Genomic DNA, 15,455 nt, shown 5'->3' with positions numbered 1-15,455 from the left:
CTCATATCCTCCTTCCCGTTTTATACCCTTATTATATCCGCGCCGCCTGCTCCTTTCAACTGGCATTCTTTTCCGTGTGTACTTACAAAAATGCCGGAGTGTAAAAACAAACACTCCGGCATAAGCTTTTTGAATGATAAATCCGTCCGTTCAGGGGGATACCTTTCCCATCATTAACAGATATATTTCGTGAACGATTCTGTCCAGATTTTTCGTATCCTCGTCCGTCCAGTCCTCCAGGATTCCCAAAAGTGCGCTGCAGTGATAGCGCACGATCCACTTCAGCTGGAACCTGCTGCAGTCCTGGTACAGATTTTTATCTTCTATAATCTGTTCAAACATTTTACAGATATGGCGCTTCAGAAGAGCCTCCAGCTCGTCTTTGTAATTGGACGCCATCACCTTTTTCAGACCGCCCCGCGCATTAATCGCCATCAGAAAGAAATAGCGCAGATCCGCTTCCTCGTCGTTTCCTCCGTGCTCCTCCTTCATCAGCTCCTCTGTCTTCCTTTCCAGAATCCAGCGGAAAAGCTCCGGAATATTCTCAAAGTAGTAGTAAAAGGTCTGGCGCGTGATGTGGCATTCCTCCACGATATCCTTTACCGTCAGTTTTTTCACGCCCTTCTCTATCAGAAGTATACGCGCCGCCTCCGCTATTTCTTTTTTCATATCTTCTGCCATTCCCGGTTCCTCCACATGCAGGCTTTCGCCCGGCTCTTAGTGTCGTCTGCTGTTAATGACAGGATTATAACATAATTTCCCCCGCATGAGAAGCATTTTCACACTTTATTCTACATCCTGCAGCGCTGCAAAATCTTCCTCACCTGTGCGGATCTTGACAACCTTATCCACATTGTATACGAAAATCTTACCATCACCGATATGTCCGGTGTAAAGTGCTTTCTTTGCAGATTCAATCACAGATTCCACAGAAATCTGGCTGACTACAACCTCCAGTTTTACCTTCGGAAGCAGAGTCGCATCGACCTCAACTCCACGATACATCTCGCCTGCGCCCTTCTGAATACCGCAGCCCATAACCTGTGTAACAGTCATACCGGTTACGCCGAGGTCGTTCATTGCTTTCTTTACCTTCTCGTAGCGTGACAGCTTCGAGATAATAACCACCTTGTAAATGCCGGTCGGCTCCACATCCGGTGCTTTCGCCACCTGTACCGCCGCCGCTTTCTGTACCGGAGAAGCTGCCTCGTAATCCGATGTTCCAAGATTTGTATTTTCGTTTACTTCCATCGTCATGGTGTTTGAAATATCCATGATGGAGAAGCCTGCATATGCAGACGGAAGACCATGCTCGCAGGAATCCAGTCCGACGATTTCCTCTTCCTCTGTTACACGAAGACCAAAGATTGCCTTAATTGCCAGGAACGTAATAGTAATCGTAACTGCCGTCCATGCCGCTGTAGAGAGCATTCCGACAAACTGGATACCAAGCTGCTGGAAGCCGCCGCCATAGAAAAGTCCTTTTCCGGCAATCTGGTTTGCACCAAAGGCAACGCCGTCGCCGAATCCTCTTGCAAATGCCGGAGCTGTATCGGTTGCAAACAGACCAACCGCCAGGGTTCCCCAGATACCGTTCAGGCAGTGTACCGCAACTGCACCTACCGGGTCGTCTATACGAAGCACATTATCCAGAAGCCATACGCCGAATACTACCAGTACACCGGAAACCGCGCCGATAATGATAGAACCGGTTGCATCGCATACATCACAGCCAGCGGTGATTGCTACCAGACCTGCCAGGGATGCGTTCAGACACATGGAAACATCCGGCTTGCCATATTTAATCCAGGTGAATATCATACATACGACCGTTGCAATAGCGGGAGCAATCGTGGTCGTTACAAAAATGGATGCCAGCTCATCTACCGTGGTAGCCGCCGCACCGTTGAAACCATACCAGCCGAGCCACAGAATAAACACGCCCAGGCAGCCAATCGGAAGGTTATGCCCCGGAAAAGCGTTTACCTTTGTAATCTTTCCTGCTTTATCTCTCGTGAATTTTCCGATACGCGGACCAAGAAGCGCTGCACCGATCAGTGCGCTGATACCGCCTACCATATGGATACAGTTGGAACCTGCAAAATCGTGGAAGCCCATCTGCGCGAGCCAGCCGCCGCCCCAGGTCCAGTGCGCTTCTATCGGGTAGATGACTGCGGAGATAACTGCGGAGTATACGCAGTAGGAAAGGAATTTTGTTCTCTCTGCCATCGCACCGGATACGATCGTTGCGGTCGTCGCACAGAATACCAGGTTGAATACAAAGTTTGACCAGTCAAAATTTGCAAAATCCGTAAAAATGTCCAGTCCCGGTTTTCCAATCAGCCCTGCGACATCCTCTCCCAGGAGCAGTCCGAAGCCAATCACAATAAATACCACCGTACCGATACAGAAGTCCATCAGGTTCTTCATCAGAATGTTGCCTGTGTTTTTTGCTCTGGTAAAGCCAGCCTCCACCATAGCGAACCCTGCCTGCATCCAGAACACCAGAGCTGCGCCAATGAGGAACCAGACGGCAAAGACTTCACCGCTTACCGCACTCATAATTTCATCCATCATAATTTTTCCTCCTCTTTCGCCCAACTTAAAAAGAGAGATAACGCCGCTCCTCTTCGGCAATTATCTCCCTTGATAACCGAGCATTTCTATATTTTATGCAGACGGAAATGAAAAAATCCCGCTGCACGAACGAAGGGTTCTATGATACATGATATCCTGTATCATAAAAGGCGCCCCCGTTTTTCACAGGAACGCCTTCGTTCTTACGAAGTTTATTATAATCTTTTTTTAAGATTTGTCAAATGCATTTTATAAATTTTTTATATTTATACTTCGAATAAGGCACCTTCCTCTTTATTCACAGTAACCACCGCAGCATAATCCTGGTCTTTCGGCGTATATCTCATCGCGCTCTCCTTACCAGTAAATTTTCCAGTCCGGCGTAAGCAGTCTGTGAAGTGCTTCCATATAGAAGTAGTCGCCCCAGATTACGCACTCGTTTACGCCCGCCTCCGTGCAGGTGTTATACGGGCTCTTCTTCGAGTAGGTGCCCATCAGCAGCAGACCGTTGCTCTTTTCGGGATCCTTCACGCTGTATTTCACAATCATCTGCCGCAGCAGCTTCCGCGCAGCGGAGGTGTAATAGCGGGCGTCCTCCTCACCCAGATATTTGCTCATCTCCAGCATGCCGCACACCGCGATGACCGCCGAGGAGGAATCGCGCGCCTCGTCATCTCCGTCGCCGAAGCCCAGATCCCAGTACGGGCAAAGATCCTCAGGCAGATGCTCCAGGAAATAGCGGGTGACACGCTTAAAATATCCGATATATTCTTCCCGCTTTGTATAGCGGTAGCCGACCGCCGTACCGTACACGCCCCACGCCTGTCCGCGCGCCCAGGCGGAGCCGTCCTTATAGCCCTGGCAGGTTGCCCCGTGGTCCGGCTTTCCCGTTTCCGGGTCCATGAAAAACGTATGCCAGGTGGAATCGTCCTCTCTTATTACATTGGCAAGCGCCGTGTGGATATGCTTTTCCGCTATATTCCTGTATTTTTCTTCTCCCGTCTCCTCAGATGCCCAGTACAACAGCGGAAGGTTCAGCAGACAGTCGATGATAAAGCGGTAATTATCCTTCGCGCCCATTTCGCCCCATGCCTGGATAAATTCCCCTACCGGCTGGAAACGGCTGATCAGATTATCGGCTGCCAGCAGCGCCGCTTTTTTCGCCTTTTCCATGCCGGTCAGCTTGTATGCTGCCACGCAGGAAAGGCTGTAGAGAAAGCCCATGTCGTGATGGTCCACTTCCACTCTCTTCTCGATTCTCTCCAGGAAGGAATCCACCTGTATCTCGCCCGCCCGTCTTAGGCGTTCCCGCTCTTCCTCCGTCTTTGCATTTTCATACGCCAGCCAGATCTCGCCTGTCCAGAAGCCCGTCGTCCAGTCCACATTCGGACCCGGCTTATAGAAATTGTCAAAGCTGTTCGCTCCGGGAAACTTCTCCGTAAAGGTGTCCAGATTCCGCTCCACCTGCGCCGCCGCAATATCCATCGCCGCTCTTACTTCATCCATGTCCGCTTCCCGGTAATTCTCCAGGTCCGCGATTTTTATCCACTTTTCCATGCTCTTTTTCCGCCTCTCCTATAAGCGGCTCCATCTTTCTTTCAGGAAGTAAGCCGCCTGCTTGGGACGTCTGTCCCTGGTAAAGATACCTTTTTTATTTCCGTCCACACGTTTGATGTTTTCCGCCGTGGCAAAATCCGCAAACACCCATACATGCTCGCCCGTAATATAGGGCAGGGAATCAAATACCTCTCCATACGCGCGCATAAACGCCGTCTGGTACTCCTCCGAAAAAAGCCTGCCGTTTACGTCGTGAAGACCCGCGATCGTATCCGCTCCATACTCTCCCAGCATCACCGGCTTGTCGGGACAGCGCCTGTGGAAGCCCTCCAGCTCCGCCTTCAGCTTTGCCGCCGCTCCCTCAAGATTGCCCTCCGTATCATACCAGCCCCGGTAGCGGTTGAGCATAAGGAAATCGCACAGCTCCGCCACCTGGCAGGTCTCCGGCGTGGAGCCCTCGTAGGTGACGATCGTAACCGGGCGCTTCTGTATATCGTTCTGCCGCGTCACTTCCATCAGCGGTTCAAAGTATTCCCGCGCCCCTTTCTCCTGGCTGGCAGGCTCGTTCGCCACCGACCATGCGATGACGCACGGATGATTTTTATCGCGCTTTACCAGCTCCTGCATCACGGTTCTGTGATGCTCCGCCGTCTCCAGCGTCTCCCAGGTTCCCTTCGGGTTTCCTCCCAGCAGCCCGGTGGCTGTAAATCCCGTGTTCAGACCGACTGCCGGCGCCTCGTCAATCACAAGAATCCCCATCCTGTCGCAGAGACGCATCATTTCCTCGCTGTTGGGATAGTGGCTTGTCCGGAAGGAATTCGCCCCGATCCATTTCAGCAGTCCCAAATCCTTCACCATCAGAGCAATATCCGTTCCTCTGCCTCTGGTGATGCCCTCCTCGTGCTTGCCGAAGCCCTTCAGATAAACCGGCTTTCCATTAAGGAGAATGCGGCAGTCCCGGATGGCTATCTCACGGAAGCCGAAGCTTTCCGTGTACTCATCGCCCTGCCCGCCGTCCGCGCCCGGCAGACGCACCTGCAGCCGGTAGAGATACGGGTCATCCGTGCTCCAGAGCCGCGCGCCCGGCACCCTTCCTTCGCCATTCGCTCCGCTGCCGGAAAAGACGCACGCGCCCTCCGCGTCCAGTACACGGATCCTGGTCTCTCCCGCACCTTCTCCCGCGGATGTGATGTTCCAGCAAAAGCTGCCGTCCATCCTGCCGTACACCTCAATATCTTCAATGTAATAGCGCGGCGTCGTATACAGCCACACCGGACGCATAATGCCTGAATAATTAAAGAAATCAAAGTTCGGAAGATTTCTGGTCTGCTCCGGAAGTCCCGGAAACTGCTCCGTCACCACCCTGCCGCAGGGCAGCGTGGAATAGTCTGTCACGTTATTTACATACACCGTCAGAAGATTTTCCCCCATCACCGCGCTCTCTGTGATATCGAAGGAGAACGGGAGAAAGCCACCCTTGTGACAGCCCAGATGCGCGCCGTTCAGATACACGGACGCCATGTGGGTAACGCCGCCGAAGCGGAGCACCAGACGCCCCTGCCGCTGCATCGTCTCTGTCACGGTAAAGCTTCTCTGATAGACCATATCGCCCATATGGTCGGCAAATTTCTTCCCCGGATAAATATCATTATACGACGAGGGAACCGGCATGGGAAGACTGTTTTTCAGCAATTTTCCCGCCGCCTGCTCCTCCCGCTCTTTCTGTCCCGGCTCCAGCAGCTTAAACTCCCAGATGCCGCTTAAATCAAAAGCCATTCTGCCTGAGGTCGTTTCCGGATATAACATAATCTCTGTCCTTTCTGTCAGCCCTTTATGCCGCTGCTTGCGATGCCCTGCACAAACTGCTTCTGCCCGATAAGGAATATAATAAATACCGGTATCAGCGCCATCACGGAGACTGCCATAATCAGTCCCCACTCCGTGGAATACTGACCCATAAACATCTTGATACCAAGCTGGATGGTCTTTTTGGATTCCGTGTTGAAGTAAAGCATCGGTCCCATGTAATCGTTCCAGATGGTCACAAAGCTGAAGATAACCAGCGTTGTGGCGGACGCCTTGCTGAGGGGCAGCGCTATCTTCGCAAAAATGCCATATTCCGACATTCCGTCAATTCTTGCCGCCTCCAGCAGCTCGTTGGGAATCGAGATAAACGCCTGGCGCATAAGGAACACGCCGAACGGGATGACGCCTGCATAAAAATGTAGCCAATATGCGTATCCACCAGATGCATTTTGTTCATCAGCGTATACTGCGGCAGCATGTATACCTGCCACGGAATGGCCATCGTCGCCACGTAAAAGAGAAACAGCACATTTCTGCCCTTAAAGTTACATTTTGCAAAACCGTATGCCGCGAAGCTTGACGTGAGCACCTGGATAATGGTGATGAGCACCGTCAGCTTCAGGGAGTTAAAGGTGAAGGTAAGAAGCGGTATCTTCTCCCATACCTTTGCGTAGTTGCTCCACTGCGGGTCTGCCGGAATCCACTGAATCGGCACGGAAAACACGTCTTTATCAAGCTTCAGCGAGGCAGACAGCATCCAGATAAGCGGTGTCAGCGTGAGCACCGTCAGTCCGATAAGCAGTACATAAACCAGCACGCTTCCTGCCAGATTTTTCTTTTTTGTCACTTTTGCCACCTCCTAATAATTGACCACTTTTTTCTCTGCTTTGAACTGGAATACGGTGAGCAGCGCTACGATTACAAACAGAATCATTGCCGCAGCGGAGGATTTTCCGTAATCCCAGGAAACAAACGCCTGGTTGTAGATGTACTGCGAAAGCATGGTGGATGCGGTTCCCGGTCCGCCCTGCGTCATCAGCCATACCAGGTCGAACACTTTGAAGGAGTTGATGACCAGCATCATGACAACGAAGAAGGTGCTCGGACTAAGCAGCGGCCAGGTGATTTTCCGGAACAGCGTCCAGCCCTTCGCGCCGTCGAGCGCCGCCGCCTCATACAGGCTTTCATCGATGTTCTGCAGCCCCGCCAGATAGATAATCATGAAATAGCCCATGTTTCTCCAGACATTCACAATAATCAGTCCGGGAATTACCCAGTCCGTGGAAGCGAACCAGCGCGGCGGATTAGCAATTCCGATAAATTTCAGAAATTCGTTCACGGGACCGTAATCCGGCTGCAGCATGGCATTCCACACAACGGAAATCGCCACAACAGACGCCACATAGGGGAAGAACAGCGCACAGCGGAAAAATCCTCTCGCCTTTATCTTCTGATTCAACAGCAGCGCAAGCCCCAGCGACGCCACCATAGAAAACAGCACGGTGAAGATAGAAAAATATGCCGTTTTCCAGATAGACTGTACAAAAATTCTGTCTTTAAATATCTTTATGAAATTGTCAAGCCCCGCAAATTCCATCTCCGTAAAGCCATCCCAGTGGGAAAAGCTCAGAAGGAGGGAGAAAATTACCGGAATAAAGGTAAAGATGAAAAACCCGATGAAGTTGGGCAGAATGAAGGAATATCCCACGATATTCTGCCTCAGGGCAAGCGAAAGCCCTTTTTTGTTTCCTTTTGTTTTATTCATTGAATCTCCTTTCCCGTTCTGCGTCAGAATCCAGTGCAAAACAGGGCGGCAGTTACTCCTGCCGCCCTGCCGGTTAATCTATGATGCTCTCGGCATTTTATGAATTTCCTGTTTTTCGTCCGTGACGCCTGACGTCATCCCCTTACTCTCCCTGGATTTCCTGGGAACGTGTTGCCATTTCCGCAAGCACCGTGTCGATGTCCGCTTCACCAATCATAATCAGGGAATGCTCTTCACCCAGCATCTGGTTTACTTCTGCGGAGTAAACATTTACCGGTCTGTCTGCAACCACGCTGACGGTCTTCAGCGCTTCTGCCGCACCCTCCGGCATACCTTCCAGAGCCGCTAGGGATTCCAGTGTAGTGTCATCCTGGTAAGCCGGCATCTGTCCGTTCTTTACCAGAATCTCGTTTGCTGTTGTGCACGCATATTTGATAAACTGCCATGCTTCTTCTTTATGAGAAGAGTTTGCATTGATAGCCATCGGTGTTGTGGAACCAACGGTGCTGCCTGCTTCTACGCCATCCGGATGCGGAAGGGTTGCGATTGCCCAGTTTACATCTGTCTCGCCTGCGTTTACCTTCGCAATCATCGTGGAGGAGAACCAGGTTCCCATCGGCAGCGTCGCTACGGTGCCCTGCTGGAACGGAGAAGCATAGGCGATGTTGCCGGTCTTCAGCGTTGCATAATCCATAATGGTTCCCTCTTCCTGCATTCTCAGAGCCATTTCATAGTACGGTTTCATGAAGCTGTAGTCCGGTCCGAGAATGGTGTTCGCACCGTCCTGCACTGCCCAGTTCTGCACACATGCCTGCCATGTATGAAGGTATCCGCCGTAAATCTTGTCGTTTCCTTCGCCGCTCGTCAGCGATTTGCACATTTCCTCCCACTCTGTCCAGGTCATATCGTTGCTCGGATAGTCAACGCCTGCTGCGTCAAAAATGTCCTTATTGTAGTACAGCACATAGTAGTCGGTCTTGAATGGGAGCGCTACCTGCTTGCCGTCCAGATTGAAATCGTTGTATCCCACAAATTTGGAGGTATCGATTCCGTCCGCCTCGATGTAGGAAGTCAGATCCTCAAGCTGTCCCTTGTCCGCATAGGAAGGCGTGCCGTCCGCCTCCTTGATATATACGATATCTAGGCGTTTGCGAAACGCCTAATGCCGCATAAATACGGCATTTTTTAACCACAAAAAACAAATAACCCCTCACCGGATATGGTATAATAGAGTTGACGAAAAACTATAAACCATGCATCCAAGAAAGGAGTTATTCTGACATCTATGATACCATATAAACAGCTTTCTTTGGCAGATTTTTTTTCGGATTGCCAAGATAAATTTGAAAATGACAAACCTGGGTTTCTGTCTCTATTAGAAAACCACATCGATATTGATGAGATCGTTCCGATTTCTTTTCGAAATCATTTCTATGCATCAACGGGCAGAACCCGTAAATACCCTTTAAGCGCTTTGCTATGGGCGTTGATTATTCAGCGTATTTTTTCTATTCCCACAGACCAGCTTCTTTTAACTTTTCTTGCTTATTCAAAACCACTGCGTGAATTTTGTGGTTTCACTAAAGTTCCAGATGCTTCTAAAATCACCCGCTTCAAACAGGACTTTATGGATGACCTTCAGCTTGTTTTTGATAACCTTGTTGAATTAACCGAACCAATCTGTCATGCTATTGATTCTTCAAAAGCTGATATGACCATCTTTGATTCTTCTGGCATTGAGGCTTTCGTTACTGAAAATAATCCGAAATACGCAAATCGTATTATCAGGCAACTCAAAGCTTATGCCAAAGCTAACAGCTTCGACAAGAGTTATGATCCTTATAAAGCAGCTTATGGTTCTATGCCAACACACGCATCCGCAAATCCAGAAATTAAACAGTTATACATTAATGGTCATTTTTGCTATGTCTTCAAGTTTGGCATTATTACCAATGGTCTTGGCATTATCCGGCATATATCTTTTTACAACAAAGACTTTATGACCTCACATCCTGAAATCGTTGTGGAAAAGAAATCTGATTCTCCTGATGAAGATAAGTGTGTTCATGATGCTAAATTACTCATTCCTACACTAAAAGATTTCTTTGCGAAGCATCCGCTTATGAATCCCAAAACATTTCTTGGTGATGCAGCATTTGACTCCTGCCAGCTTTATGGAGAACTGCTGACAGGCAATACCTTTGGCGAAAATAAACACTTTAAAAAAGCATACATTCCTCTGAATTCCAGATCCGGATTAAAAAATCCTGATTGTAAAGTGAATGAAAACGGCATCCCTTGCTGCCCTAATGATGATTCACTTCCAATGAAACACGAAGGCACATCTACAAGAAAAAATGGTTTAAAAAGATATAAGTTTATCTGTCCTAAGATAAAGTATGTTAAGGATGCATCAACCGGAAAATATCATAGACATTGTATCTGCGATAATCCCTGTACTACTTCTGAGTGTGGACGTATGATCTATGTTTATCCTGAAAAAGATCTTCGTGCCTATCCCGGAACCATTCGTGGAACCGAAGAATGGGATAACACTTACAAAATCAGAACCGCAGTAGAAAGAGATATCAATCACATAAAAGAGAATCTCTGTCTTGCAGGACGTCGTACTCAGAATGAGAAAACATTGCATGCAGACTTAATTCTTGCTGGAATCACCCAACTCATTACAGTTGTTCTTGCAGACAAAATCAAACATCATGAATACATACGAAGTCTGAAACCACTCATCGCTTAGGTCTTATTAACTTTATAAAGCCTGTAGCTTATTAAAGTGCGCCTAAAAACGGTAGTTATCCACTTCTCATCTTAGGATTCGTACTCTATACGAATTCTTCCTTGTTTGGATTCAAGATTGTGAACGAGCATTGCGAGTTTCGCAATTACCTAATATACGATATCGCACTCAGAACCGCCGTTCAGCATGGTGGTAAGCTTTGTCACATAATCTGCCGCCGCAATGTCCACGATATTGATTTTGATGTTCGGATTCTCCGCCTCAAATCCATCCACAACATCCTGGATATACGGGGTGCTTGCAAGGTCCCATACCGGGAAGGTAAGCGTAACCGTATCTTCCGCTGCTGCCATGATTCCTGTTCCGCCAAGTACGCCGGCTGCCATTGCAGCAGACAGTGCCATTGCCATTACCTGTTTCTTTCTCATAACTATATCCTCCTGTGATTTTAGATTTTGCCGATACACTCATTTATGTATCCCTTGTTTTGATGAATTCATTATATAAACCGGACAGGAAAAAAGGAATCAAAAAAGCCGGAGAGTTTTTGTACTTTTTTCTACTCTCCGGCTTTCGGGCTGTTACTTTTTTCATCTGTTTGTATTTTTTTCAGCTCATGGCTGAACGGAAACATTCTGCTCTTCTTCCATTTTTCTTTGTATATACTCAATATCCGGAAATATCAAACGAATCCCGTGCCTATACATGGCAAGAACCTCTCGCAGATTAACCGTCAGCTCCCTGTTCAATTTGCTATGTATAACGACCGGTATGCCCTCAACAGTATGTACATGGTCAAAATATTTCTTTAATATAGGAAAAGCATTCTCTTTTCCGGCAAATGTTCCTATGATAATAGTGTTACATTTCCCATATCGCTTTATTTTCTTTTCTATAATAACTCTATACTTATCTACCTGTGAGCTGATCGGAATCATCCAGTACAATTCTTTATTCTTACTGTCCTGGATTGCCAGAAAATGAGGACGATAATTTCCATTTTCTTTATTACTCATCAAATATCGGTCTTTTATCTTATCAAAAAATTCATCCTTGATATGATACGAATATCCCTGCGTTACTTCCATTATTTCTCCCTATGCAAAATCCCCACCAGAAACTAATCAGAGACTGATGGGGATCCATTGACACACTATACTACTTTTATCCCACCTGTATAGCAAGTGGCAAATATTTACGCACCGAATTATTTATACCCCACACCATCGGCAAGTGGCAACATTACATGTTATACTTCTTATACCCCGTTGCATAACAAACGGCAAACATTTACTTCTGTAATTATAGTATAACAAAATCTGATGAAAATGCAACAGAATTTTCAGTTCTGCCACATTTTATTATATTCAAATATTTTGAAATTACTCCGCCTCTGTCACGTGCTTCTGATAGCTGGTCGGGGACATGCCGGTGTATTTCCGGAATACCTTCGAAAAGTAATAGGCATTTTCATATCCGAGACGGCAGGCGATTTCCGTCACCATTAGTTCTTTTTCCTCCAGAAGACGGCAGGCATATTCGATTTTCGTGCTGTTTATGAAATCGATAAAGCTCTGCCCGTACTCCCGCTTAAAGATGGTGGAGAGATACCCGGCGGAAACACCCAGATGATCTGCCGCCTCCTGCAGTCCCACATGGGATTCGATATTTTCCAGCACATATTGCCGCGCTCCTCTGGCAATCTGGTTTCCGGGATTCTCACCGTTCCCCACGATATCCAGGAGCGTGTTTCTCAGCATGTCCAGCCACTGCAGGACCTGCCTGCGCGTATTGATATTTTCAATTTCCGCGGCACTGCTCACCCGGCTGTAGGAGGAATTTTCCATCATGCCCAGCCCGTTCAGCGCCTCGGTCGCCTCCCGGTTCAGCTCATTTAAAAGCCAGATTGCCTGGCTCTTCTAGTGCTTCGTATTCTGCACGCGCGTCCTGGCGCTGTCAAGCAGCGCCTGTATTCCCTTCGTATTTTTCCGCATAATCTCATGATAAAGCTGCGGTCCGATTCCCTGCAGTCCCAGAGATTCGTATCCGCCCGCGCCGTTGCCAGCGTGCTTTCCCACAGATATCACGTTCTCTCCGGCGCGCCCGGCAGACAGCCTTCCACTCCCGTCGTGCTCAGTGGCAATGCCGCTTTCTTCCTCCTCTCCCAGATAGTACCGTTCCATCAGGGTCTGATATTCCCCGGCGCACTGTTTCAGTCCATCCTCATTCTCATAGATTCCTGTACAGAATACCCGGCACTCCGCCCTGGTAATATTTTTCACGGTGCTGGTCAGCTTCCGCCCGAAAAACTCCGCCTCCTGCTCCCAGGAGTCTCCCCTTGCATAAACGAACAGGACAAGACTGTTCACCCCGCCGGTATCCAGAAAAATATAATTCTGCCGGAAAATTTTTTCCGCCGTCTTTTTCGCCAGCTCCCGTATCCACTCCATCGTCTTTGCCTTTTCTTCCTTTTCCGGCGGCTGTCCGCTGCTCATCGCCGCAAAGTCAAACGGAATGTAAAAACAGGCGTACCGGTAAAACACCCCCGCATCCTTCAGAAATTCCGCATATTTCTCACCCGGCGTGCCCCGGCGGAAGAAAATGGTCTCCTGAAGCGCCTTATTGAGGACATCCTCCTGCTGCTTTTTCTCAAAATAATCCGCCGCATTCACCACCATCAGCTGATTTCTTTTTTCCCGCTCCTCCTTCGCGTGCCCCAGCTCCTTCTCCAGAGCGGGCGCCTCAAGCTGGCTTTTCACCAGATAGCCCACCGCCCGGTAATGGAGCGCCTGCCGCGCCAGCTCAAATTCCTCCAGATTTGTCAGAATAATAAAAACAATATGCGGAAACTCCTCGCCCACCTTCTTCATCAGCGTAATTCCGTCCATAACCGGCATATTGATATCCGCCAGCACAATATCCGGCTGCAGTCTGCGGATTTTTTCCAGCGCATCCTGCCCGTTTCCCGCAGTCGCCGCAATCACACAGCCGTTTTTCTCCCAGTCTATCAGAAACTTTATCCCGGATAATATCAGCGTCTCGTCGTCCACGAGCATGACCTTATACATCGCTCTCTTCCTTTCCCGTTTCCATTGGTATATGTATGGTAACTCCGGTAAATTTCCCCTCTTCTCCCTCAAAGATCAGACCATAATCCGGACCGTAAATCAGCTTCAGACGCTCGTCCACATTTGTCACGCCGATCCCGCTCATGGAATTTTTGTTCTTCTTCGCTTTCAGAATTTCGCGAATTTCCGTTCCGTCCATGCCTATCCCGTTATCCTCTATGGAAATGTAAAGCGCTCCGCCCTCAGCGCGCGCATACACCCGTATCACGCCATAGGTTCCGGTCGGCTCGATGCCGTGGACAATCGCGTTCTCAATAATCGGCTGCATGGTCATCTTCACGATCAGATAATCCAGATACTCCTCCGGAACCTCACAGATATAGTCAAAAACTTCCATATACCGCACCTGCTGCAGGTTTACATAATCCTGCACCAGTGACAGCTCCTCCCGCAGCGTAACCTTATCGCCGCTTCCCTTCGCCATATTCCGCAGCAGATTTTCCAGGCTCATCACCGTATTGGCAATATTATCCGCGTTCTGTATCACTGCCATCCACCGCACAGAATCCAGCGTATTATAAAGGAAATGCGGATTAATCTGCGCCTGCAGGGCGTCCATGCTCAGCTTCTGCTTCTGCTCGTACATTTCCCGCTGCTGCTCGATCAGGTGATTGATGCGCCGTACCAGATGATTAAACTCCCGTCCGATTTCCGCCACCTCGTCCTCACCCTTTTCAATCGTCTCGTCCACAGTGAGCAGCTTCGTCTCCGCCAGATAATTGATGTGGCTGCTCAGTCTGCCGAGCGGCTGGGTGATCCTTCTGGAAATCAGCCTGGATACCGCCAGTCCCATACAGATGACCAGGATCACCGTCGTCAGCAGCACCCAGAATACGTACCGGTTCTCCATCGAATAGATTCCCGCGTCAATCAGCACCGCGACGGACAGTGAAAAGGGCATAAACTCTGTTTTCTCTTCATAATACCGCGATGTTATGCTTCTGTCCTTTATATGCTCTTCCATTTCCGGCGACGAATACCACGCATCGCCGGTGTCCGTGCTCTGAATCACAATCTCCGCCGCATCGGCATAGGGCGCCAGCAAATCCGTAATCATGCGGTCGCTTACTTCTATATACAGAAAGCTATTCTGCTCCATGTCGAGCGGATACAGGTAAGAAAGCTTTCGCTCTCCCTTATCCACCACCGACTCCGTAATCTCAGCAACCGCGTTTCTTCCCTTTTCCGCCTTTTCAAACAGCGGGCTTTCCAGAATCTGATCCGTCAGAACCACACCCGTGCCCGACGTAACCACAATCTTAACGCCGGCTCTGTTAATCAGGAACATATTGTCCACATAACGCTCCACCGGACTTGCGCTCAGCGCGGTAGCCAGCTTTTCCTGCGCGTCCAGCGCATATCTCTTTGCCCGAACACTCTCCAGACTGCTGTTCTTCATCGCGTCGCGCACCGCCAGGCTTCCCTCCGCATACAGCGCCAGCGTGTCCAGATTGTTCTTCGCATCCTCCAGATACGAGTAAATCACGGACAGGTATCCCCGTTCGGTATCGACTTTCTTCATCATAAGCTCATGCCCGAACAGCGCGCCGATGGTCAGATTGGTCACGATGCAGAAAACCACCACCGGTACCAGAATACTCACCAGCACTTTATGCTGAAACCGCGGCTTTTTGTGCGCCGCTTTCTTTTTCTTTTCTGCAACAGTTGCCTCACTCACCCTGCCGTCCCTCGCTTTCCGGAAAATCAGACGTCTTTTATTCATTATAGCTTCTTTTCCGTTGAAAATCATCTTCTTTTTTGTATTTGCCGCGCCTGCGGAAATTCAGGACCGCCCGCAGGTCCTGATGCGCGATTTGGGTCAGCAACGCTAACTAAAAAACATCCACCAGACGTTTTTGTCGTA

Annotated in this window: 12 protein-coding genes and 1 pseudogene; 1 reads left to right on the top strand and 12 read right to left on the bottom strand. The window is 49.0% G+C overall.

What is annotated here, in order from left to right; translation table 11 throughout:
- Nucleotides 1-150 precede the first annotated feature (150 nt).
- The 7 genes and pseudogenes from ACLU9Q_RS04075 to ACLU9Q_RS04045 form a co-directional block, all read right to left on the bottom strand.
- Entirely contained in the window at nucleotides 151-681 is a 531-nt protein-coding gene (locus ACLU9Q_RS04075) for a TetR/AcrR family transcriptional regulator (protein WP_296831199.1), read from the bottom strand.
- Between the two features lie 105 nt (nucleotides 682-786).
- Complete coding sequence (locus ACLU9Q_RS04070) at nucleotides 787-2,577, bottom strand: ammonium transporter (protein WP_296831201.1); 1,791 nt, start codon at nucleotides 2,575-2,577, stop codon at nucleotides 787-789.
- 357 nt (nucleotides 2,578-2,934) lie between these two features.
- Nucleotides 2,935-4,134, bottom strand: coding sequence for a glycoside hydrolase family 88 protein (locus tag ACLU9Q_RS04065; RefSeq protein ID WP_006860722.1), 1,200 nt, complete (start codon nucleotides 4,132-4,134; stop codon nucleotides 2,935-2,937).
- Nucleotides 4,135-4,152: 18 nt separating this feature from the next.
- A complete protein-coding gene (gene uidA / locus ACLU9Q_RS04060) occupies nucleotides 4,153-5,940 on the bottom strand; it encodes a beta-glucuronidase (RefSeq protein ID WP_296831204.1) in 1,788 nt (595 codons plus the stop codon).
- Between the two features lie 17 nt (nucleotides 5,941-5,957).
- Nucleotides 5,958-6,796 (bottom strand): annotated as a pseudogene (locus ACLU9Q_RS04055) (carbohydrate ABC transporter permease).
- A 3-nt stretch (nucleotides 6,797-6,799) separates the two neighbouring features.
- Complete coding sequence (locus ACLU9Q_RS04050; protein ID WP_006860719.1) at nucleotides 6,800-7,705, bottom strand: carbohydrate ABC transporter permease; 906 nt, start codon at nucleotides 7,703-7,705, stop codon at nucleotides 6,800-6,802.
- A gap of 142 nt (nucleotides 7,706-7,847) precedes the next feature.
- A complete protein-coding gene (locus ACLU9Q_RS04045) occupies nucleotides 7,848-8,834 on the bottom strand; it encodes an extracellular solute-binding protein (protein WP_412624713.1) in 987 nt (328 codons plus the stop codon).
- A gap of 156 nt (nucleotides 8,835-8,990) precedes the next feature.
- On the opposite strand from ACLU9Q_RS04045, the gene ACLU9Q_RS04040 reads away from it, so the two are divergent.
- Nucleotides 8,991-10,463, top strand: coding sequence for a transposase (locus ACLU9Q_RS04040; RefSeq protein WP_412624679.1), 1,473 nt, complete (start codon nucleotides 8,991-8,993; stop codon nucleotides 10,461-10,463).
- Between the two features lie 149 nt (nucleotides 10,464-10,612).
- On the opposite strand, the gene ACLU9Q_RS04035 is transcribed toward ACLU9Q_RS04040, so the two are convergent.
- The 5 genes from ACLU9Q_RS04035 to ACLU9Q_RS04015 all read right to left on the bottom strand — a co-directional run bounded on the left by ACLU9Q_RS04035 (nucleotide 10,613) and on the right by ACLU9Q_RS04015 (nucleotide 15,314).
- Complete coding sequence (locus ACLU9Q_RS04035; RefSeq protein ID WP_298515653.1) at nucleotides 10,613-10,891, bottom strand: extracellular solute-binding protein; 279 nt, start codon at nucleotides 10,889-10,891, stop codon at nucleotides 10,613-10,615.
- A gap of 186 nt (nucleotides 10,892-11,077) precedes the next feature.
- Nucleotides 11,078-11,551, bottom strand: coding sequence for a type III toxin-antitoxin system CptIN family toxin (gene cptIN / locus ACLU9Q_RS04030; RefSeq protein ID WP_298515656.1), 474 nt, complete (start codon nucleotides 11,549-11,551; stop codon nucleotides 11,078-11,080).
- A 294-nt stretch (nucleotides 11,552-11,845) separates the two neighbouring features.
- Nucleotides 11,846-12,313, bottom strand: coding sequence for a helix-turn-helix domain-containing protein (locus tag ACLU9Q_RS04025; RefSeq protein WP_298515659.1), 468 nt, complete (start codon nucleotides 12,311-12,313; stop codon nucleotides 11,846-11,848).
- A gap of 69 nt (nucleotides 12,314-12,382) precedes the next feature.
- Entirely contained in the window at nucleotides 12,383-13,531 is a 1,149-nt protein-coding gene (locus ACLU9Q_RS04020) for a response regulator (protein WP_298515662.1), read from the bottom strand.
- Nucleotides 13,524-15,314: a sensor histidine kinase gene (locus tag ACLU9Q_RS04015; RefSeq protein ID WP_298515665.1), complete on the bottom strand. Its 1,791-nt coding sequence runs from the start codon at nucleotides 15,312-15,314 to the stop codon at nucleotides 13,524-13,526. Before ACLU9Q_RS04015 ends, ACLU9Q_RS04020 begins: the two co-directional genes overlap by 8 nt.
- Nucleotides 15,315-15,455: the final 141 nt, after the last annotated feature.

It is taken from the genome of Marvinbryantia sp. (genome assembly GCF_047017445.1).
In the GTDB taxonomy this organism is placed as follows: Bacteria; Bacillota; Clostridia; order Lachnospirales; family Lachnospiraceae; genus Marvinbryantia.
The sequence above is the reverse complement of the archived record's forward strand: the minus strand, read 5'-3'. Positions and strand labels throughout refer to the sequence as shown.